Here is a 20,019-nt window from a genome sequence, read left to right on the forward strand (position 1 = left end):
TTTATCTACTCATTAATGTTAATAGATCAGTTATGATCTTAGTAATGTTGGCTCTAACATACAAGATTACCTTATAAAGCTGGAGAGCAAAGAAAAGACTAAGAATAGATATAAATAAAGTAATGGCAGTTGAAAAGGCAGAAGCTAGACCACTTTGATGTAAAAACTCCATAGAAGAGTTTAAAACAGTTTGATTAGGCAAGCCACCAAAAGAACCGCTAACACTAGAGCCATAATCAAACATCTTAGGGATATATTCTCTTAGTAAATTCCAAATTTTCATAATAAATAAAATAGCATAGCCGGCAAATGCAATAAGAAAAGCCACAAAAGAAGCATAAATAGGCACAATAAAGGCTAAAATGGTATTTCTTATACCAATTTTCTTAACTATAAATTCAATAAAATTAACTATAAAACCGCCAACAGCACCAATTAACCATTTCATGATTCACCGCCTACTCTAAAGAGATATTTCAAAGAAAACATAATGATCTCAAAGCTAAACCAAATCGTAAAAAATAGAGTAAGAATAGACCTATAAGGGGTAACAATACGACAAGGATCGATCACAAATGAATTATTTTTCTGACTACCAGGAGTTGGACCGCTAATAGTAAAAGGACAAGTACCTTTAGGAATATCAGGAGTTTCAATGCCTTTATTAAAAATTTCTAATGACTCATTAAAATTATTCATTAAATTGTCAATATCGCTTTTAAAGTTGTTTAAAAAATTAAAAGCGTCATTAACAGACACATCAAATTTAGCAAGCTCGCTTTGTAAAGCTGAAAAAGAAGTAGCAGTATTAATATTAGGATCATAATTCCATTGCTCTTGCTGTTGATTTTTAATAGCTGTCAAATTTTCATTGATAGAGTCAAGCTTTGAATTACTTTGACTAATAGCACGTTCCAAAGAGCTTAAATCAATAGACTGGGAGGGCTGGGTAGGTGTAGTAGTAGATGAACCGCTACCGCCATTACCTGAACCAGACGAGTTACCACCTGAACTTGACGTACCATCTTTAGGAATAGAATTATTAACTCTATTATCAGAACCAATAGTATTAACATAACCAGTTGAAAATTTACTACTACCTTTTGGAGTTTTATAAGTATAAGAATAAGTTACATCTTGAACCCTTGAACCAGTTTGTGTGGTAGTTTCTACAACATCAACATCTATAATACTTTGATCAGGCGTAACAATATTACCTTTGTAGGTTGCTTTATTGCCAGCATTGCTAGTTTGCTTTATTGTCATAGGCAAATTTGGAGTAGGCTTATCAGAAGTCTTAAACATAGTATTTAGATCATAATCAAGATTTATATTTTTAACTTGATTTGGAACAGTTATTTCTTTTGTGGGGATAGGCTTAGACATATCCTTTAGCTTTGCGGTAACAATAGTATTGTTTTCAATTTTAGAAACAGAAGCGTCTTTTGGAAGATCAAATTTTCTTAAATTTGGAGAAACATCAGCTAGTTTTTGTGGAGATTTTATAATATTTGATGAAGTTGAAGCAGCAGAATCAATCTTGCCAGTTTGTCTAAAGGTATTATTTAAAGCAATAGCGGAATCATCAACTGGCTTAAAATCAAAAACTGGCTCAGGGCCAGCCTTAGTAGCTTTAATATCAACTATTTGGGGTCTATACTCTAATAAATTTATCTTAGGTGCTTTAGAGCCACTAGCAAACAAACCTCTAAAAAAATTAGATAAAGAAGTAAGACCATTTTTTATAGCATTAATAGGCAAGGGGATCATAAATCCGCCCATAAGAAAAAGATCACTTTCGAGCTGTTGTTCGGCTTCAAGTTTATGAAGGGTAGAAGTTGTATAACAACCTTCAGGGAAACTCATACAAGCAGTTAATTCAAGACCATAAAGATCAGCACAATCATGATAAACCATGCCAAATGATTTACACTTATCCCTATCAATGTTAGGATCAGGAAGACACTCTTCAACAGTTGTATCTCTTAAAAGAAGCTCTACTTTTCTTTCATTGTAGATCATAGGAGAAGGACACCAATCAGGACGTTTAAGTTTAGGCTCACATTTACCAGTTTCTTTATTAAAAATTTGATCAGCAGGGCAAGAATCAACGCAAGCATTTTTTTCAACGTCCCATTTTTGGCCAACTGGACAAGGATCAACACATTGCATAGTGTCAACGTTAAATTCTTGATTTAGCTTACATCTAGCAACGGATTTAGTATTAAATTCAAGAAAAGTATAATAAGTAAAAACAGGGTCTTTTGGATTATCAGAAGCAGCATAATATTCATAATCGCCAGCACCGCCACGCTGAACAAAGCGACCAGTTTTAGCAGGACCGCCTATATAATAAAGTGAATAACCAGAATCTCTATAAAATCCAGGACTTTTTGAACCAGCAAAATAATAAGCGTCTCGCCTAATTGTAACAGAAATAATTTCATATAAATCCCAAACTGGCATTCTAAAGCCAATAAGATTATCACCTTTTAAAAATTTAGCATCAGCTGGAACAAATGTGCTGGGCAAGTTATAATCACGCATAACATCATAAAGGCCATTATCGCCATTTTTAGAAAAAGCAAGAGAGTATAAAAGAGATAAGAAAATGAAAGATCTAATTAGAAATTTCATACAAAATCCTTAAATAAATTTTTATTCATAAATATTTATCTCCTATAAATTACTGACGCCCTTCGGTTGTCGCTTCATTTTTTCAGGAAAAAATGAAGTTTAAAATTTAGTATCGAGCGCCTTTAAAATTTAAAACCTATTTGACAAAAGAAAGAGCTATAACGTAAATAAAAATAGGAACGAAAAAGAGAGAAAAAACGTTTAAAAAATAGTTAAATACATCGTTATTAAATACTTCAATCATCGTGTAGCTCCGACTATGATTAAGCCAATAAGGAAAGAAAATGCTATAAGTATCGCAGAAAGACCCATTAAAAAATTAAATTGATGTTCGTATATACCTAAGTTTGAAATTAAATCATTTTTTTGAATGTAGCAAATATTAGTTTCGGTATTAAAAATATAATTAGTTTGAAAATTAGAAAGAGAATCATAAGAAATAGAAACGCTACTATCAAAATTTACAAGAAATATTGTTTTATCTTTTATATAAAAATCTCTAACGCAGATATTTAAATTAGGGATATATATAGCACTTTCTTTCATTATTATACACCTTAAAAGGGGCAAGAAGCCCCTAAAACTACTTTATGAAAGACTTAACTCTGCCAGCAATCATAAAGACGAAAGTAACAGCGATAACACCAGCAAATACGTAGTCAAATAAAGCATAGTCAGCTTTTAACGGCGTAGTCGGTACTACTGGAGCATCTCCAGCAAAAAGAGCAGGAGCTGAAAGCAATGCAGAGCTAACAGCAGCAACTTTAACCTTAGTAGATTCTAGAAAATTTTTAGTTTTTTCCATATCTAACTCCTTTTTATAGATTTACGAGCTTTAAACTCTAGAAAATCTATAAAAATAAACTTTCTAGAGATTAATGCGGGAGAGGGTTTGCAACTCACATTAAGGCATAGCCCCCGCTTTTTTTGTTATTTAGATGGCTTTGATGTTTCTTTCAAAAAAGGGTTTTCGTTAAAGACTTGGAAACTCAAACTCTCATCAGGGAACATATAAGCACCATTACGAGTATTTAAAAAACGATATGGAACAGCAATATATTTGCCTTTGACGGAATCAAATTTAGGCTTTAAAGAAAAGTCATAATTGATAGTTTCGGTTGATTTGACAAGATAGCCATGTTGGTCACGACTTTCAAAGGTAATAGTTACATCAATAGACGATGAAACTTCGCCGGTCTTTTTGTCGATACGAGAAATTGGACGAACTTCGTCACAAAGGCCTAAAAGGTAAGTGTACATGTGTAGCTCCTTAAGAAATATTTATTTGTAGCTTAGTATTTTAGGGGCAGAGCTACACCACCCCCAACAGTTTTACAACATATTAAGGTTGTAACAACCAAGCCCCAAAACATCTTCACTCTGTTGCGGGCAGTTTGTCAATTTACAAATAGTTTAAAGCCATATTCAGGGCAAAAATTCAAAAATTCAGATATAATCAAACAATTTTTGAATAATTCAAAAACAACTTTTGAATTATTACAAATAAAAACTTAAAATTGAATAAAATAAATAGAAATATACAAATGGAAAAGAAAGAAATCGCAAAAATAATAAAAAAAGACATAACAACTTTATATAACTGGGAAAAAAGAAACCCTGAATTGTACAAAGCAGTTTACGAATATTACAACGGAATACAATTAGCAGAAGATGAAAGAGAAATATTAGAATTATTCAAAAAGTTGAATGATGCAGAAAAAGAATACTACAAAGCAGAAATAAAAGCAAGAATACTAAAAAAAGAAATAGGTTAATAAAGTGAGAATAATAAAAGCTTTATTATTATTTTGTATTTTCTTAATAGCAGATCCAATAGAAATACACATAGAAAAAAAGAACAACCAAGAAAAATACATAAAAGATTTAAATTTAGTAGGCGACTGGAACATACAAACGGAGAGATACTTTATAGATTTTATACTAACAGCAGGCAGTAACTGGGATATAAGTTTTGAGAAAAATCACGAAATTTTACTTGATAATCAACCAAGAGAAATGTTTTGGGACTACGACAACGAAAAAAGGAAAATAAATATCTACAACAAAAAAGAAATAACCATGTATAGCGGAGATGAAATAATAATAAAAGAATACATAGGAAATAAATGTTTTAAAGCAGAACTAAACAAAAACTACAAGATAAAGATGTGTAAAACAAAAGGAATAATAGTAAATAACATAAAAAACTTGATAAAAATAGAAATCAATTAAAAAGTTAGTATTCAAATCCCTCTCTGTCCGCCACAAATTCATTAAATTCCATTTATATATCCCTAAATTTCAATGTTTTAGCTATATTTTTAAATGAATATTTTTGTCCAAAATTTCGGACAAATCAGATTTGTTACAGAAAATTTGCTATTTTGTTACAGAAACTATTTGGATTATTCCATGAGTTCTAGAATGATCACCAAAGTTCCTAACAGACCAAATTTTTATTTTTTTGATACGGCTATTAAAAATAACAAGAAAATAACAGTAAAGTATTGTTTATTTACTAAGGATCTGGATGAGGCAAGGATACTGGCCAGACTTATAAAAAACACTGCAAATGATGAACTATCACGCCATCTAACAACAAAACACCCAAATCTTAAAAGCTTGACATCCTTAATAAACATAAAAAGACAAAATGAACATAAGATAAAACAAGAACGTTTATATTTGGATGTGAGTGAGTATAAAAAAATATCTCAAAGTGTTATAGCAAAATTTTACAATGTTTCAATATCAGTGCAAGATAAATCAGAAATAGAGGTGACACCAAATAATAAACAAGAGAAGTCAAGTGAGCTAAACAAGTCAGTGTCTTTTGAGACAATAGCTAAAAGATACGTGTCAACCGAGTGTTTGAAGCTAAAGTCCAGTGATAAGACCAAGGGCTATTATATTAAGACTGGCAAGCTTTTGGATGAGTTTTTTAAAAATCATTCAGGGGAGTTTAAATACAGCGATGCTGAAGGTTTTCAAGTAAGCTTGTTAAATAAAAATCTAAACAAAAAGACTATAAATAATTATACGTCTTATTCTAAGAGGCTTTTTAATTACGGTATAAAAATAGGCAAGCTTACAGTAAATCCTTTCAAAATGCTTACATCTTTTAAAATTACATCTGATGAGAAGTCGCCAAAAGATAATTTTACGTTAGATGAATTAAAGATAGTTTTTGACACTCAAAGAAAAGATTTGAGAGATTATATGATGTTTGCACTTCATACGGGATTAAGACTAAATGAAATTTGGCAACTTGATAGCGACAATGTTGGTGAGCAGGATGGAATAAAATTTATAAATGTTAGAACTGCAAAACAAAGAGGGGGAGTGAAAAAGTATAGACAGATACCTTTGCATGAAAATATTGAGTATTTAAGCGATCTAAAGTGGCTAGAAAATATTAAGAGCAGTAAGGTTAATAGCGATTACTTTAGTAAGCGATTAAATAGACACATCCATAAATGTATCCCACTAGCAAACGTTACATTTCATAGGCTTAGGGGAAATTTTGCTAAGGCTATAAAGGATTACTGTTTGGAGAATTCCTTGACCGATCTAACATCTGTTTTGCTAGGACATAGTGCCGATCTTGCAACTGATACGTACGCAAAGGAAATATCTTTAAAAGCTAAGCAAAATTCTATGATTGGACTAAAAATTTTTAAATTTTTACATAACCAGTGATTTTTGAAAGCAATCGGTATAATTAGTAATAAAAGCAAAAAGGATTTTCGATGGAAAACAATAAAAAATCTATGGATGTGACAATGCAAAAGCTGCTTTGTGTAGAAAAATATGAGGATGTTCATCATGGGAGAGTAAGGGCGTATTATGATACTGATATAAAGTTATTGAAGCAAGATGCAATATATTGCCTCAATAAGGGATACTCTAGGTCTAGTGGTGAGAAAAAAAGACAATATTGGCTTAAGATATTTTTAAACCTAGCAAGTTTGTATCCGTGTATTTTATCACTAGATAAAAAAGGCATAGTTAGTAGTACGATTACTAATTTTTTTAACAACTTAGCCGAAAAAGAGTCTCGAAAAAAAAGAATTATTAATCAAGATCAAGTCGTAAGTCAAAATAAACTACCGCCAGAACTTCATATAGATCAAAAAAAGTGGGATAGTTTTCTTCAACTGCATTATGGGCAGATAGACTTTAATGATTATTACAACACCCCAGTGAGTAAAAAAATATCTGATGGAGTGTATAAAGTAAGAGATGGCTTTCTCGTAAGGGGTCAATTTATACCGAGTTATATTTTTTTAGAAATTAGAGAGTGTATTATAAAACAAGAAAAGACAAAGATAGTACCTGTAAAGCATCAATATGGTGTTAAACTAGAAAACTTTGAAGATATAGAAAAAGATTTTATGGAGCATGTTGCAAGGAAGCGAAATTTTAGTGATAGTACAAAAAAAGAGTACCGTCATGCACTTAAGCTGCTTAAGGAATTTCTTAATGATAGAGACATCAGCATAAGCGATATAAATGTAAAAGTAGCTGAGGACTTTCATGAAGGTCTTATTAAAGAAGAAGGTGTGAGAGCAAGAAACGAAAAGAGAGCAAATAATATAGTAGGCTTTTTATCAAATGTGTTTAATAGACTTGCACATTTAGGAGTAGTTGGTGATAACTTTTTTAAAAAAGAAGCGATAGAGCGATTTGGTATTAAAGAGAAAACGACAAAGAGAAATTTCTCTATGAGCGAGTTAATGCTGTTATTTTCTGGAGAACATAATATAGAAAAAGAGATACTAGACTATTTTCGCTTTAAACTACATGTTGGACTTCGCATGAGAGAGTTTTTTGGTTTAAGTGCTGATAGCTTTAAAACAGAAACAATCAATGGAAAGACTTACAATTATGTCATCATAAATACAGCCAAAGGCAAGGGTGGTAGAACATCCCAAAGAGCGATAGTTATACATGAAAATATTAAAGATTTGCATAATTATGATTGGGTTAAAAAGATAATCTCAAAATACCCAGACATAAAGTCTTTTGGAAAAAAGGTTAATAGATGTATAAGAAAAATAACTTCTGATAAAGATGTCAGTGATCACCGTTTGCGTGGTAACTTTGCAAATATACTAACAGAGTGTGATTTACGAAATGAAATAAGCGAGTCTATTGCGGATGTTGATGGAGCTCTTGGCCATAAGCCAAATATTCAAAAATATGAACGTAGACAATATACAACACTAGTAGAACATATGCTAGGTTATGGACTGTCTGATGCTTTTGATATATATGCTAGATCTGAGTATTTAGAAAGAAAGCAAGAGATTATAAAAGGGTTTGACTCATTATTTGGCTTTTTTAAATACCTAGAAAATCCAAACATACCGCATCTTAAAACGGATAAACATAGAAAAAATTCAAAAAAGAGTCAGAAAAAGTAGAAAACTTTTCTGTAGGTATAATTATTATAAACAATAAATAATAAAATAAGGAGGAATAAATGCTTTATTTATTAGGGCAAGATCAAATTTTGTTTAAACCTCTTGATTCAGAGGAACCTTATACTTTAGACAATGGGCTACAGACTATCAATTGCTGGCTTGATATGGCTATTATTGGTTTAAAATATAAAATACCTTTTGTTTTAATTGGTTTTGAAACACTGTATAGTGATGAAAAAGAGAGGATGGAGTATGTAGTTGGTGGTAGCAAAAATGATCCATGGCCCTTTGAAAGAGTCTATAAGTTTTGCAAAAAATTACATAATGATGTCTCTGGGTTTATGGAGGAGCTAGTGTTAGAATATTGTAGGCTTTGTATCTGCTCTACAACAGTAAAAGAATTTGAGAAAGATTGCAAAAGGCATCTAAAAGAGCTTGAGGATAAACTCTCGAGACTAGACGATGTCTTATAGTCTATTATTAGACTCATGGGAGGTCAATCCCATGAGTGAGTTTATAATACCTCAATATCCTGACCACTACTAGCTACTTTTTTGGACTCTACTAGGTTGTTGATACTTTTTAGCAACTCTTTATCTTTTGCACTTAGTATAGGTAAAAAGTAAGTATTTTTTGTTTTTATATTTAGTACTGCGATCAAGCCATAGTCTTTAGCCATCTGCCTATGAAATACTAAAATTTCATCTTCACAAAGCTCCTTCTCAGTGTATTTTGCCCCTAGCTTAAGGCTCTTTTGATAACAAAGCTCAGCGTTTAAAAGGTCTTTTTCATCTAAAAACATAGGTTTTGTTTTATAAATTTTCTCCTCATGATAGCACTCAAAATTTTTAAGCCCACTAAAGTCTTTATTTTCTCCATTTGCGTATTGTTTTATGTGGTTTTTAAAGAAATATTGATGAGATAAATTTCCAACTAGCTCTTTATATTTTGACTCTCCACCTAAAGAATTTTTTAGCACATCTTCATTTTGAAAAGCAAGTATGAGCTCCACCTTTGCCTCTCTTAGTACATCTGCGTGCAGATCTGTTTGTGGGTTTAACACGCGTTGTGCCTCGTCTATAAAAATACTAACTGGTACTTTATATTCATCTAAAATGCGTCTTGTCATGCTTGAAAGAGTGGAGTTTAGTATGAGTTCTATCACATTATCTTTTAGTCCTTGCGCATTTATGATCACTATTTTTCCTTGATTTAGTAGGGTGCTTATGCTTTGCATCATAGTGATGTCTTCGTTTAGCATCTCATCATCAGCTAGTTCTCTTAGTGCTTGAAGCATAAACGTATAGTTTGAAAACATCCTTGCTCTATATGTCTCTATCTCGCCAACAGCACTAGTGTGTTCTTTAAAAGCTTGCAAAAATTTGCTAGATTTTTGTTTAAAAGTGTTTAATGTCCAAATATTTTCAGCTAGCATCATCGGCTGACAAAGAGTTGAGATTTTACTGCTTATGTCATCTGCTATCGCTTTGTTGTCATTTGCATATCTGCTTAGTTCAAGCACTATGTCATAGAAATTTCTAAAATCAGATAGTTGCTGGGTAAATTTACATAGATTTGCAAAGCTAGGATAGATGCCTTCTGCTTTTTTGCACAGTTTTATGCTGCAAAAGGCACTCTTGCTAAAGTCATATATTGCTTTCATCATATCAAGAGAGCTTGCTGAGATATTTGTGGCCAAATTTCCCCAAAAAGTATCACGCTCAGTACCAAATGTTTTTTTGAAAAAATTTGTTAGCAATACATCATTTGTGTCATACATTAAGTTTAGTTTGTAGCCCCAAGGGACATTTACCATCACAACATCACGCAGTCTACCGTGTTTTTGTGCTAAAAATTTTACCTTTTTATGTTCTACTCCTTTGTAATCAAGGATAAGCATTGCGTGATTTGCCTTTATACGCTCATCAATAGCTGGCAATATAACAGATGTGGTTTTTCCACAACCTGTCTGACCTGTGATCATTGCATGAGTAAAGCTAATAGGTATGCTAAGTGAAGTTTCTTTACTAGCTAGAGCCGTATTGTTTTGTTTGTTGATTAATGAAAAGACTGACATGTTATTCTCCTTTGTTTGATGTTATTATTTCGTTTGCTAAACCGTATTTTATGGCTGTATCTGCGTCTATGTAACAGTCTCTATCTGTTATCTGCTCAATTTTTTCTAGCTCTAGCTTACTTCTCTGCATTATCATGTTATTTATTTTTGATTTTGTCTTTAAAATTTGATTTGCCATTAGCTCTATATCGCTTGCTTGACCTGATACTCCGCCTAGTGGCTGGTGTAGCATCAGACTGGAGTTTGGTAGCATATAGCGTTTATCTCCGCTTAAAAATATCAGTGCTGACATAGAGGCGGCTAGACCAACACAAAAGGTATTTATGGGTGCTTTTATGGTTTGCATAAAATCAATCAACCCAAAGCCATCATATATAGAGCCTCCTGGCCCACTTATGTAGATATTTATATCACTGCTTTTGTTTGTGGAGTTTAGATATAAAAGTGTTTTTTGAGTATTTAGACAAATTTCTTGATCTATCTGTCCGTATAAAAAGATATTTCTATCAGCTAGTAAGCTCATATGAATATCGGTGAAATTTAGTTTCTCTTTTTCTTGCATTTTCACTCCTTTTGTTTTTTGTGAGTGAAATTGTAAAATAAAAAGATTGCCTACTTGTTCCACCTATTGCTTGAAATGTTCTATTCAGCTAGGGTAGATAAAATTTTTATAGTACTTCAAAGTCAATATTTTGAGCAAAAAGTGGGTAATTATGCTTGTTAAGGTAGTCATTTAGGCTTTGTTTTATGATATCTTCGAAATAAATTTTGGCTAGTTCTTTAGGGGTCTTATGCTCACAAAAGCTATGGGTGCAGGTATAAAGACCATAAATATCATCTATGAGCCAGCTTCTTGAGGTATTGTTTTGTGAGGCATTAAAACTTTTATATGAGAGGTTGTTTTTTAGACTATTTAGTGCACTTAAAAATTTCTCTAAAACAAGCACATTAGCTTTTTTAAGATCTCTATAAACTGCTTTGGGCTCTAAAAGTGATGAGTCATTAAGTGTCCTAAGCAAGCCTTTTATAAGAGATTTTTTGTAGCTTATTTCTTTGTTTCTTATTTTTATTATATCAGCATAAATTTGCGTAAAATTTCCATTAAAAAATCTCGGTGAAAATATGACTAACGCATCATTTTCTCTAAAACTTATGTATCTGTCTTTAAATATCTCAAGCTTAAAAATTTCAGCTTTTAAATTTATAAAGCTTACAGCGCGGTTGTCTTTATCTATTGCTTTTACTAAGCCATCTTTTATGATAAGCACGCTTATATCTTGTATAAATTTATAAAGCTTTTGCTCTTTGTATGCTTCTGTGCTAGTTATATAGCCTATGATATTTTCAGGCAGGATAGGCATAGGCATGTCTAGGCTTTTAAAATCTAAATTAGATTTTTTTATTATCCAGACAAATTCGTTTGTTTCTACATACAGGCATATCATCACAAAGGCACTATCTTGCAGGTAATAAAATTTCTCATCATCACTAAAATTTAGCTCATGTTTTATATGCTTAACATGATTTTGTAGATATGCGTTTGGGGATAATATATAGCTATTTTTGTCGTTTATATGCTGCACTTGGTTTGAGAGGTTCTTAGCTAAGTTAAGGATCAAGTAGTATTCATTAGATAGCTTTTTTAGGAGTTTATTTATATTTCTTCTTTTGCTATCTTGCTTTTTGTCGCTATCTTTTATATATGTTTTTAGATTGACAAAATTTGCTATCAGCCTAAGAGCATCTTTGCCACACTCTTTACATATTCTTTCCATATCTTTTTTGACCTGTTTAAGATCGCTTGCTTTGGAGCCTATATGTGGATAAAATATATTATCTAGATCATCAGTTTCGTTAAACCTATAAAACTCAACAGCAAAAAGACATAAGGCATATATATTTATAAGTGAGTTACTATAGCTTCTTTTGTTTTCCTTATTTTTATGTATACGACTAGAAGATATAGATTTTGATTTACTACTAAATAATAAATAGTCGAACTCTGGCATGATCCTTGTTACCTATATATGTATTTTTTCCCATCTTCTGATAAAAAATATTGCAATTCACTATTATAGTAAAAAGCTTTGGGTTGATGGCTATCATCTCTAAATAAGCTATATGAAGGATCATTTTTTTCAAATATATTTTTGTGAAACAAATACAATCTGCCTCTATAAGGATAAAGAGATATTCTATACTCCCCTATGCGTATATTATAGTATTTATCTAGGTTAAAGCCAGTTGTTCCACCATATTTTATATGGTTTATAAAGCGTGAATAATCATTCACAAAGTATTTGTTATCCAATACTTTACCGTTTACATCAAAAACTTCTATTTTAGCATAACTACCGTCAGCTGTGCCAGCTTGACAACTACAATACATATTGTATTTAAGCCCTAGTTTGTCCCCTGCGATATATATAGCTGTATAAGAGCTATAAGCTGGCATAAAGTTAAAGTTTTTGTTAAAAACATAGTCATTTAATGTTTTGTCGCCAAAAAGTGGCTCTAAAATAGTATCTATACCCTCATATTCTCCCAAAAATCTCTCTCTTTCTATTTTTTGTGTGTCATATATGGCAAATACCATTTTTTGGTCTAATACTTTTTTAAGCTCAATGTTTTTACCTATGAAATTTAAGCTATATGTGTTGTTTTTATCAGTTTTATTAAAGTTTAATACCAACTCTTCGTGGTCATTACCACATTTTATGTCTTGTGAGTTTTTTGTTTTTTTACACAAATAGTAGTATCCATCTATGATCAGCATACCTTTATTTCTCTGATCATATATAGTATTATCACAGCCTCCTTTTACTCTATCACTAGGTAGATCATCACTTATGCTAAAAAAATTAAATACTAGTTGCGCATAAAGATCGTCTGAGGCATAAATGGATTCAGTGCCTTGCAGTATCTTAGACGCAACTGTAACGCCATCTTTGGTGACAGTTTCTTCTATGTCATATTTGCCCTGAGTAGAAGCGTAAATACTGGTTGCCAACAAAAGTAAAGCAAATATCCTTTTCATCCATGTTCCTTTTATTTTTTAAAAATTTCGAGCAATGCACTAAAATACAGCATGTTATAAGGCTTGTGTTTGAACAAACACAAGCATAAATCAAAGCACCATAAGAACTTTATTTAGATTGTCCTTTTTGATACCAGTAAAAACTAAAAACAAATCAACAACACAAAAAATCATACTCACAATAAATAAAATACTTCCTACCACAAGAAGAGATTCGTCTTTTTCTGATAGTCCAGCGTCATAAAAAAACATACAACCAACTGACAATAAAAGCTTTATGATGCCAAGCCCTATATCGCCTTTGTAAAATCTATCTATACCCAATCCACCCAGAAGAAATCCAAGTATTAGCCCCACTATAGGACTTTTTAAATTTAGCATAGATATTGATGTACTTATTTTGTTTAAGCTCTCATCACTTGCGCTACTTAGTTTGTTGTGCAAGATAACATTTCCGTGGCTCGGTATCTTACCTGCCAAAGTTGTTAAGATTACATTTTTCATTTATTTACTCCTTAATGATTTTAAAAGAGCGAAATTATAGCATATATTATTCTATACGTATAAAAATATTTAATAAGCATAATTAGCAAAAGTATAATCGCATAAATTAGCCGTAGAGGATAAAATATGCAGATTCATGAAAGGATAAATTCGATCATTAAAAGCAAAGGGTTAAAGAAAAAGGACTTTTTGCAAAAATTTGTCTCTTTAGAGCCAAGGCTTAAAAGCACTGGTGAAATTCCATCTATCCCTACGATATACAACTATCTAAATGGCACTAGAGAGATAAAAGCTGAGCTTATACCGTATATGGCAAAGGCTCTTGATGTAAGTGAGCAGGAGTTATTTTTAGATAATGACTCGACTGAATTTTTTAAGGAATTTATTAAAAAACAAAGTGAAAACGAGAGCTCTAATGAGAAAAATAAAGCGATTTTTAAACTAATAAACCTATGCGAATACGCTTCTATGCCTATGCTTGAGAGATTAATAGAAATTTTAGAACAAAATAAGCAGCTTACTTTACAAAATATGAAACGCATAGGTGGATTAGAATTTAGCATGTAAGCTACTAAAATTCTTCTAGTAAACCCTATCTTTAATATATTTATCGCATATAAATTTTTCTTTTTTAACAATATACTACTAACTCAAATTCATTTCTCTATATCAATGTAGCTTTTATTATTCAATAAGCATAATATTAATAAAATTATCCGTATAGTAAATTTATCTCAAAAGTAAAATAATGACCACGTTTAAGGTATATGCCTTCGGGTCGATAGGGATGCTTTTGCTGGTTTTTAACGGACTTAAAGCTGAACGGACGAATTCGACGTAGTTGGCTCGATAGTCGCGGCCGTCGGTGTGGCGATACTGCTTTACGGCTTTCATATCAGATACAAATAGTTTTACAAATGAATTTTTAATGAGAAAGGATGAAATGGACGGTAGTTTTTTATTGATGCTTAAAGGTAGGGTGTCGGATATAAGTCTGATAGTAATCAAAGATAGAATACAGAAGTTGGAGGCAAAAGGTATAAAATTCGATATATCGCCTACTTTGGCTAGGCTCAAATTTCCCGTAACGGGCTTATTGCTCGGCTTATTTATAGGATGCATTGGTGCGGACAGATTTTACAAAGGCGATAAGAATCTTGCAATAAATAAGCTAAGCTATTTTATCGTAGCGATCGTGTTTACCATACTAGGCATATATCATAGCAGCGAAAGTGAAATTACTTTTTCTTTTATACTATACCTTATTGTTTCTATTTGGTGTTTGGCCGATATTCTCCCAGTATTTTTCGGTATCAAAAAAGATAACTTCGACAAAATAATGCAAGCTTTGGACGATTATGAAAACAAAGACGTGAATTTAACTCAGAAAGGATAAAATGAAGAAAATTTGCTTTATGCTTGCACTTTTGCTGTGCAGTAGCTCCGCATTTGATTTTAACCCAGTAATATTGATTAAAAGGGCATTGAGCTCAGACTTTACTACTAACAAAAAGGCACCAGGGATCACAGCCGGGTTTGGCAGAGATGACCGTTTGGGGGTTGTTAGAGATGATATATATAAGCTGATGTGGCAAGACGGTGAGGAGATATTTAAAGGCGATTACGACGAGGCGGTAAAATACTGCAAAAATTTAAATTTTGCCGGTTTTGATGACTGGCGTTTGCCTACGATAAATGAGCTTTTAAGCATCACGGACGATACTAGGGTTGATCCTGCCATAAACAAAGCTTTTAAAAACATCGCATACGAGACGAACGATAAAGGTGAGAAAAATTACTTGTACTGGAGCTCTACCAAAAATGCCGGCTACCAGTCTCATGCGTGGATGGCGTATTTCTGGGGTGGTAGCGACTTCTTGGCCGGCGTTTCTGATCGCGGCTTCGTGCGGTGCGTACGGCAGTATTGATTTTTGAAAGGACTTTAAAGAGTTGCTATACGAAAATTTGCCTATATGTAGAGCTTCTATGAGACTTTGCGTTTATTTGGAAGATGGGGTCATGGGCTTAGTGCTATCACACCGTTAGAGACTATCTTAGAAGCTGCGCTAGGGAGACGTGATTTTTACGCTAAGCGTATAGATAAAGATAGGCCGTTTGAAATTTTAAACTAGTCAGTTTTTGCCAACTAAGAGCTAACTGTTTAGGGCTTGATTTCTTACGATATATCATAAGAGATAGATATGTGCTAGTAAGAAACAAAGTGGTGAAAAACTATAAATTTAAAAACTTCGTATCTAAATAAATACGAAAAAAGAAAGGAAAAATGGATAAAAAAGAGATAGATAAATTTTTTAGCCATTCAAGCTTCGTTTCTAGCTCATATAAAATTGGCTAACTCGTATAGGCCAAGGCAAAAGGTGGCTTTGATAAACGAAAGCCGAGAAAATATCCAAGCGATATATAACTTTAGAAAGTAAAAGGAATATGGATGAAAAAATGCATAACTATATCTTTGCTACTTTGCGGTTTGCTTCACGCAGAGGCGCTAAGCCCTGAGTGCTACCGAGATAACGATAAAAACGTAGTGATATGTAGCGAAAAAAAGCTAGGAAGACTAATGTGGCAAGATGAAAAGCAAAACTTTGAAGGAACGTGGGAGCAGGCACAGGAGTATTGCAAACTAGTAAATCTAGCCGGATACAAAGACTGGAGGCTACCTACGAGAGTGGAGCTACTAAGCATAGTGGATAAGAGTAGATATAAAACCACTCTAAATATGGCTTTTAAATACATAGCAGACGCCGACTATCTATCTCACTTTTACTGGAGCTCTACAAAAAGTGCCGACGTCTCGTCTTTTGCGTGGTATGTGTATTTCGCGACTGGCGTCGTCGGCTGGGACGACGTTTCTGGACGCTCCTTCGTGCGGTGCGTCCGAGAGGATTAATTTATGAAAATTTTAGGAAATTTGGACTTAACGGTAGCGCTTTGAAAAGCCTTTTGCTCCCATTGTGGGAGCTTTTTAAAATTTAGGAGAATAAAATGAGTAACTTTACAGCTGAGCAGATAATAAAAATAAACGAAATTTTTAGTAGAGTTGTCGACTGTAAGGGAAATTTGAAAGTGTTTAATGGGGCGTGGGATAAAATCAAAGACTCCGTAGCAATATGCGTAGAGGATAATAAAAACAAAGACAAGCCCAAAGCTTTTGATGAAAATAAGCTAAACAGCTCAAACCCAATATATAAAAACAAAATCATTGAGTACTATAATGGTAAAAATAATGGAGCGATACTGGACATATGTATAAAAGGCAATATAATCGACTACAAGAATATCAACGATATAAAATTTACTATAGGGGATATACAGAAAGAACCTATTGACACACATTTTTCTTCATTATTGTATAAATTTGATATTCTTGAAAAAGAGGATTTTGCTATTCTTTATGGTGCTTTTTACGATGTATTGGCAATTTGCGGCTACGACTTTAATTCAAGTGATAATCATACGATACTTTATCTAAACATTTTTCAAAGATTAATTGATTACTTCAAGGACGGCAAAATAAATTTTGACGTAAAGGACGGTAATGTAAAACAAATAGACAATATTTTGGCTGAAAAATTAAAAGAAATCTACGAGATAAATAAGCTATTTTGCAAGATTAAAACAAGTCAAAATTTATACAATCTAAATGATGATGAAAAATTAATTTTTAAGAAATATGGATATTTAGTAAAAGTTGCCGTTTTTGTCACATCAATAGAAAAGTGTCCTAAAAATATGATTTTCTACGGTGCGCCTGGAACCGGCAAGACGAAATTCGTAAAAGACTGCCTTGATATTTTAGATCCAAACCGCGCTAGAACCGAGTGGGTACAGTTTCATAGCGGTTTTGAATACGAGGATTTTATAGACGGCATAAAACCGGTCGGCATACAAAACGGAAATTTAAATTTAGCTTTGACAAACGGCGTATTTAAAGAATTTTGCTTAAAAGCGGCGCAAAATAAAAAAGAAAATTTCTTTTTTATGGTCGATGAGATAAATAGAGCCGACATAGCAGCGGTATTTGGCGAGACATTATCACTTTTGGAGGAGAATTACCGAGGTGAAAGCATAAAGACTAAAAATTATACGCTTAGTAAGCAGGAGTTTTCTATACCAAGCAACATATATTTCATAGGTATGATGAACGATGTGGATAAGAGCATCGACTGCTTTGATCTGGCTCTTAGAAGGCGCTTTGCGTGGGTCTTGATGGAGTGTAATTATGAGGTTGTAGAAAATGCAACGGATGAAGCTTACAAGACAAAATGTGAAAGTTTAAATAACTACATCACCAGCGATCTCAAATATTTAGTCGAATACGAAGATGAAACTAGGGTAAAAATAAAATCCGTTCAGTCTTATAATGATGCCGAAAACAGAGATGATGCTTATAATAAATTATTCTCAAATGCATCTAACCAAGAAAAGGATAAGAAAAGATACGAAAAAACTAGTGGTTTAAATTTAGGTAGAGCTTATGAGATTGGGCATTCGTATTTTCTAAAAAAAGAAACGACGGATGAGAAAGAAATCTGGGCTAGGCATATAGAACCGATCTTACGTGAATATATCAGAACGCAGTTTGGCGACGGCGAAGTAGAGAAAAAGCTAGAGACAGCTAAGAAAATTTTCGTGGGCTAATGCGATGTTTGAAGATAATAGCCCCTGCGATAGCGTAACGCATCAAAAAGAAATCACCTTTGATGAGCTGGCAAAAGGCAAGACGGATGTAATCTTTTTAAACGGACGGCACGATAAATTTAAACCCAAGATAAAAGACGACAAAGATGCGCACTATATTTTAAGAAAGTGCGAGAATGGCGGTTTTAAATTCGGCAACTATATAGGCCGTTTTACCTTTGAGGGGCAAGAGTATGTCATAAACTCGCACTTTGGCAAAGAACTAGAAGCCGAGCTTTTAAAAACTATCGACTCGGCGTTTTTTAGCTCTGGCAGTAGCGTCGCCGAGATAAATGGCGAGATCCCTATGGACCACATCCTTTACGCCTCGTTTATCAGCCGCTTAAAGCTAGCCAAGCTAAGCGGCTTCCCAAGCGTTTATAAAAAGATTCTTTTTAGAGACTACGGCCTACACGGAAGCCTTGACGTTAAAAATTTCATCAAAAAAGATCAGCCCTTTACGGGTAAAATTTCAAGCTGCAAAAGCTCGCGAGTGCCTGACGAAGTGGTCGCAAGGGTGCTTTTAAAAGCTTACGATATCTTGGTTAGAAAAAACCCTAAATTCGCACTTTATGACAAAGAAATAAGGAATTTTTTGATAGCCAATGCTAACGGCGAGATGAAAAGTATCAGAGATATAGATGCGGCTTTGAACTCAAAATCCGTGATGAACGAGCTTTATAAAGACTACAAAATTGCTCTTCAAATCGCTAGGATTATCATTTTGCAAGATTCAAGATACACTAGCAAAAATGCCGTCAAAAATCTAAAATTTGGTTATTTACTGTATGCACCAAATCTCTTTGAGCTTTACGTTGAAAGTCTCATAAGAAGCGTATTAGGCGAATTTGGTGGTAAATTTAGGCTAGAAACTCAGTATAAAATTCCAGGCTCAAATTTGAGACCTGATTTTGCGATAAAAGATGAAGAAGGGAAAATTTTAGCTGTTTTGGATGCTAAATATAGGCATTTTTGTAATGCCAATTTAGGTGAAACTGATTGCAAGAATTTGCTACAAATAAAAAGATATACAAAGAAAGCTGGTTCAAACACCGGAATTCTAATCTATGCCAAAAGTAACGTCTTTAATGGGTTAGGAATCATAAGACATAGTTCTGAAAACAAAATTTTTATATTCAGTGTATTAAGAAATGATAATAAAACATTTGCTGACAAATTTAAAAAGTATCTTAAGAAGATTTTAGAAACTATAAAATAAAAGAGATAATGTGAAAAACATTATAAAGGTTGTAGCGTTTATGACTATAAGCTTGTTGGATGCAAAAGCTACTTTGTCCATAGAAGGATATATGGCAAAGATGTTCTTTTAAAAGAAAAAAGATGGCAACACTGTCTATGTGGCAAATGATGTACAAACAAGCTAGTAGAGGGTATACATAAAAGGACTCATTTAATCTATTTGGGTCAAATTTAAACTACGATCCGCTACTTTCAAAGTCTATACAAGCTAGAGTACTTTGAAACAAGCAAGTCAAAATAGGACTTAGATTTTTAAAAGAATGTAGGCTGTCTCTCTTGCATTAGAAAGCCTCGCAGAGCCCAAGGGTTTAGAGTTCTCTAAACCCATTTGGGCATTAAATGGTTAAAACCTACTCTTTTTAACAAAATACATATAATTA

The 20,019-nt window shown here is 32.9% G+C and carries 22 protein-coding genes; 12 read left to right on the forward strand and 10 right to left on the reverse strand.

Annotation, left to right across the window (positions count from 1 at the left end):
- Position 1: 1 nt before the first annotated feature.
- The 5 genes from B9N66_RS01500 to B9N66_RS01520 form a co-directional block, all read right to left on the reverse strand.
- A complete protein-coding gene (locus B9N66_RS01500) occupies positions 2–448 on the reverse strand; it encodes a hypothetical protein (protein ID WP_087579597.1) in 447 nt (148 codons plus the stop codon).
- Positions 445–2,637 carry a hypothetical protein gene (locus B9N66_RS01505; protein ID WP_087579598.1) on the reverse strand — a complete coding sequence of 731 codons (2,193 nt, stop codon included), beginning with the start codon at positions 2,635–2,637 and terminating at the stop codon, positions 445–447. The genes B9N66_RS01500 and B9N66_RS01505 overlap by 4 nt, the downstream gene beginning before the upstream one ends.
- Before the next feature lie 240 nt (positions 2,638–2,877).
- Positions 2,878–3,183, reverse strand: a complete 306-nt coding sequence (locus B9N66_RS01510) for a hypothetical protein (protein ID WP_087579599.1) — start codon at positions 3,181–3,183, stop codon at positions 2,878–2,880.
- A 37-nt stretch (positions 3,184–3,220) separates the two neighbouring features.
- Positions 3,221–3,442, reverse strand: a complete 222-nt coding sequence (locus tag B9N66_RS01515; RefSeq protein WP_087579600.1) for a phosphonate transporter — start codon at positions 3,440–3,442, stop codon at positions 3,221–3,223.
- A 125-nt stretch (positions 3,443–3,567) separates the two neighbouring features.
- On the reverse strand, positions 3,568–3,897 hold the full coding sequence (locus B9N66_RS01520) for a hypothetical protein (RefSeq protein WP_087579601.1): 330 nt from the start codon (positions 3,895–3,897) through the stop codon (positions 3,568–3,570).
- Between the two features lie 284 nt (positions 3,898–4,181).
- Between B9N66_RS01520 and B9N66_RS01525 the strand changes: the two genes are divergently transcribed.
- From B9N66_RS01525 to B9N66_RS01545, 5 genes are all read left to right on the forward strand, one after another.
- The gene (locus B9N66_RS01525) at positions 4,182–4,412 is read left to right on the forward strand and encodes a histidine kinase (RefSeq protein ID WP_087579602.1); all 231 of its coding nucleotides are present in this window, start codon (positions 4,182–4,184) and stop codon (positions 4,410–4,412) included.
- A 4-nt stretch (positions 4,413–4,416) separates the two neighbouring features.
- The gene (locus B9N66_RS01530) at positions 4,417–4,869 is read left to right on the forward strand and encodes a hypothetical protein (protein WP_087579603.1); all 453 of its coding nucleotides are present in this window, start codon (positions 4,417–4,419) and stop codon (positions 4,867–4,869) included.
- A gap of 180 nt (positions 4,870–5,049) precedes the next feature.
- The gene (locus B9N66_RS01535) at positions 5,050–6,336 is read left to right on the forward strand and encodes a tyrosine-type recombinase/integrase (protein ID WP_180382045.1); all 1,287 of its coding nucleotides are present in this window, start codon (positions 5,050–5,052) and stop codon (positions 6,334–6,336) included.
- A gap of 50 nt (positions 6,337–6,386) precedes the next feature.
- Positions 6,387–8,063 carry a phage integrase SAM-like domain-containing protein gene (locus B9N66_RS01540; protein ID WP_087579604.1) on the forward strand — a complete coding sequence of 559 codons (1,677 nt, stop codon included), beginning with the start codon at positions 6,387–6,389 and terminating at the stop codon, positions 8,061–8,063.
- 59 nt (positions 8,064–8,122) lie between these two features.
- The gene (locus tag B9N66_RS01545; protein ID WP_087579605.1) at positions 8,123–8,536 is read left to right on the forward strand and encodes a hypothetical protein; all 414 of its coding nucleotides are present in this window, start codon (positions 8,123–8,125) and stop codon (positions 8,534–8,536) included.
- Positions 8,537–8,577: 41 nt separating this feature from the next.
- Here B9N66_RS01545 and B9N66_RS01550 read toward each other — a convergent pair whose 3' ends face one another.
- The 5 genes from B9N66_RS01550 to B9N66_RS01570 form a co-directional block, all read right to left on the reverse strand.
- Positions 8,578–10,140 carry a hypothetical protein gene (locus B9N66_RS01550; protein WP_087579606.1) on the reverse strand — a complete coding sequence of 521 codons (1,563 nt, stop codon included), beginning with the start codon at positions 10,138–10,140 and terminating at the stop codon, positions 8,578–8,580.
- 1 nt (position 10,141) lies between these two features.
- A complete protein-coding gene (locus B9N66_RS01555; RefSeq protein ID WP_087579607.1) occupies positions 10,142–10,702 on the reverse strand; it encodes a ClpP family protease in 561 nt (186 codons plus the stop codon).
- Positions 10,703–10,808: 106 nt separating this feature from the next.
- Positions 10,809–11,915, reverse strand: a complete 1,107-nt coding sequence (locus B9N66_RS01560; RefSeq protein ID WP_141083425.1) for a hypothetical protein — start codon at positions 11,913–11,915, stop codon at positions 10,809–10,811.
- Between the two features lie 242 nt (positions 11,916–12,157).
- Entirely contained in the window at positions 12,158–13,177 is a 1,020-nt protein-coding gene (locus B9N66_RS01565; RefSeq protein WP_087579609.1) for a hypothetical protein, read from the reverse strand.
- Positions 13,178–13,267: 90 nt separating this feature from the next.
- Positions 13,268–13,681 (reverse strand): NINE protein, encoded by a 414-nt coding sequence (locus B9N66_RS01570; RefSeq protein WP_087579610.1) that lies wholly within the window; start codon positions 13,679–13,681, stop codon positions 13,268–13,270.
- Positions 13,682–13,807: 126 nt separating this feature from the next.
- Between B9N66_RS01570 and B9N66_RS01575 the strand changes: the two genes are divergently transcribed.
- The 7 genes from B9N66_RS01575 to B9N66_RS01600 all read left to right on the forward strand — a co-directional run bounded on the left by B9N66_RS01575 (position 13,808) and on the right by B9N66_RS01600 (position 19,598).
- Positions 13,808–14,248: a hypothetical protein gene (locus tag B9N66_RS01575; protein ID WP_087579611.1), complete on the forward strand. Its 441-nt coding sequence runs from the start codon at positions 13,808–13,810 to the stop codon at positions 14,246–14,248.
- A gap of 361 nt (positions 14,249–14,609) precedes the next feature.
- A complete protein-coding gene (locus B9N66_RS01580; protein WP_141083426.1) occupies positions 14,610–15,077 on the forward strand; it encodes an NINE protein in 468 nt (155 codons plus the stop codon).
- 1 nt (position 15,078) lies between these two features.
- Entirely contained in the window at positions 15,079–15,609 is a 531-nt protein-coding gene (locus B9N66_RS01585) for an Lcl C-terminal domain-containing protein (protein WP_087579613.1), read from the forward strand.
- 66 nt (positions 15,610–15,675) lie between these two features.
- Positions 15,676–15,813, forward strand: coding sequence for a hypothetical protein (locus B9N66_RS09640; protein WP_180382046.1), 138 nt, complete (start codon positions 15,676–15,678; stop codon positions 15,811–15,813).
- A gap of 317 nt (positions 15,814–16,130) precedes the next feature.
- Positions 16,131–16,589, forward strand: a complete 459-nt coding sequence (locus tag B9N66_RS01590) for an Lcl C-terminal domain-containing protein (protein WP_087579614.1) — start codon at positions 16,131–16,133, stop codon at positions 16,587–16,589.
- A gap of 95 nt (positions 16,590–16,684) precedes the next feature.
- Positions 16,685–18,340 carry an McrB family protein gene (locus tag B9N66_RS01595; RefSeq protein ID WP_087579615.1) on the forward strand — a complete coding sequence of 552 codons (1,656 nt, stop codon included), beginning with the start codon at positions 16,685–16,687 and terminating at the stop codon, positions 18,338–18,340.
- 4 nt (positions 18,341–18,344) lie between these two features.
- Positions 18,345–19,598, forward strand: coding sequence for a 5-methylcytosine restriction system specificity protein McrC (locus B9N66_RS01600; protein ID WP_087579616.1), 1,254 nt, complete (start codon positions 18,345–18,347; stop codon positions 19,596–19,598).
- The last annotated feature ends 421 nt before the right edge of the window (positions 19,599–20,019 follow it).

Source organism: Campylobacter concisus, assembly GCF_002165775.1.
Taxonomy (GTDB): Bacteria; Campylobacterota; Campylobacteria; order Campylobacterales; family Campylobacteraceae; genus Campylobacter_A; species Campylobacter_A concisus_E.

Bases quoted from the DNA above. Each gene is read 5' to 3' on its own strand.
- B9N66_RS01525 (WP_087579602.1), top strand. From the start codon at position 4,182: ATGGAAAAGAAAGAAATCGCAAAAATAATAAAAAAAGACATAACAACT.
- B9N66_RS01595 (WP_087579615.1), top strand. From the start codon at position 16,685: ATGAGTAACTTTACAGCTGAGCAGATAATAAAAATAAACGAAATTTTT.
- B9N66_RS01560 (WP_141083425.1), bottom strand. From the start codon at position 11,915: ATGGAAAGAATATGTAAAGAGTGTGGCAAAGATGCTCTTAGGCTGATA.
- B9N66_RS01515 (WP_087579600.1), bottom strand. From the start codon at position 3,442: ATGGAAAAAACTAAAAATTTTCTAGAATCTACTAAGGTTAAAGTTGCT.
- B9N66_RS01570 (WP_087579610.1), bottom strand. From the start codon at position 13,681: ATGAAAAATGTAATCTTAACAACTTTGGCAGGTAAGATACCGAGCCAC.
- B9N66_RS01520 (WP_087579601.1), bottom strand. From the start codon at position 3,897: ATGTACACTTACCTTTTAGGCCTTTGTGACGAAGTTCGTCCAATTTCT.
- B9N66_RS01535 (WP_180382045.1), top strand. From the start codon at position 5,050: ATGAGTTCTAGAATGATCACCAAAGTTCCTAACAGACCAAATTTTTAT.
- B9N66_RS01585 (WP_087579613.1), top strand. From the start codon at position 15,079: ATGAAGAAAATTTGCTTTATGCTTGCACTTTTGCTGTGCAGTAGCTCC.
- B9N66_RS01550 (WP_087579606.1), bottom strand. From the start codon at position 10,140: ATGTCAGTCTTTTCATTAATCAACAAACAAAACAATACGGCTCTAGCT.
- B9N66_RS01580 (WP_141083426.1), top strand. From the start codon at position 14,610: ATGAGAAAGGATGAAATGGACGGTAGTTTTTTATTGATGCTTAAAGGT.
- B9N66_RS01510 (WP_087579599.1), bottom strand. From the start codon at position 3,183: ATGAAAGAAAGTGCTATATATATCCCTAATTTAAATATCTGCGTTAGA.
- B9N66_RS01575 (WP_087579611.1), top strand. From the start codon at position 13,808: ATGCAGATTCATGAAAGGATAAATTCGATCATTAAAAGCAAAGGGTTA.
- B9N66_RS01540 (WP_087579604.1), top strand. From the start codon at position 6,387: ATGGAAAACAATAAAAAATCTATGGATGTGACAATGCAAAAGCTGCTT.
- B9N66_RS01505 (WP_087579598.1), bottom strand. From the start codon at position 2,637: ATGAAATTTCTAATTAGATCTTTCATTTTCTTATCTCTTTTATACTCT.
- B9N66_RS01565 (WP_087579609.1), bottom strand. From the start codon at position 13,177: ATGAAAAGGATATTTGCTTTACTTTTGTTGGCAACCAGTATTTACGCT.
- B9N66_RS01555 (WP_087579607.1), bottom strand. From the start codon at position 10,702: ATGCAAGAAAAAGAGAAACTAAATTTCACCGATATTCATATGAGCTTA.
- B9N66_RS01545 (WP_087579605.1), top strand. From the start codon at position 8,123: ATGCTTTATTTATTAGGGCAAGATCAAATTTTGTTTAAACCTCTTGAT.
- B9N66_RS01600 (WP_087579616.1), top strand. From the start codon at position 18,345: ATGTTTGAAGATAATAGCCCCTGCGATAGCGTAACGCATCAAAAAGAA.
- B9N66_RS01500 (WP_087579597.1), bottom strand. From the start codon at position 448: ATGAAATGGTTAATTGGTGCTGTTGGCGGTTTTATAGTTAATTTTATT.
- B9N66_RS01590 (WP_087579614.1), top strand. From the start codon at position 16,131: ATGAAAAAATGCATAACTATATCTTTGCTACTTTGCGGTTTGCTTCAC.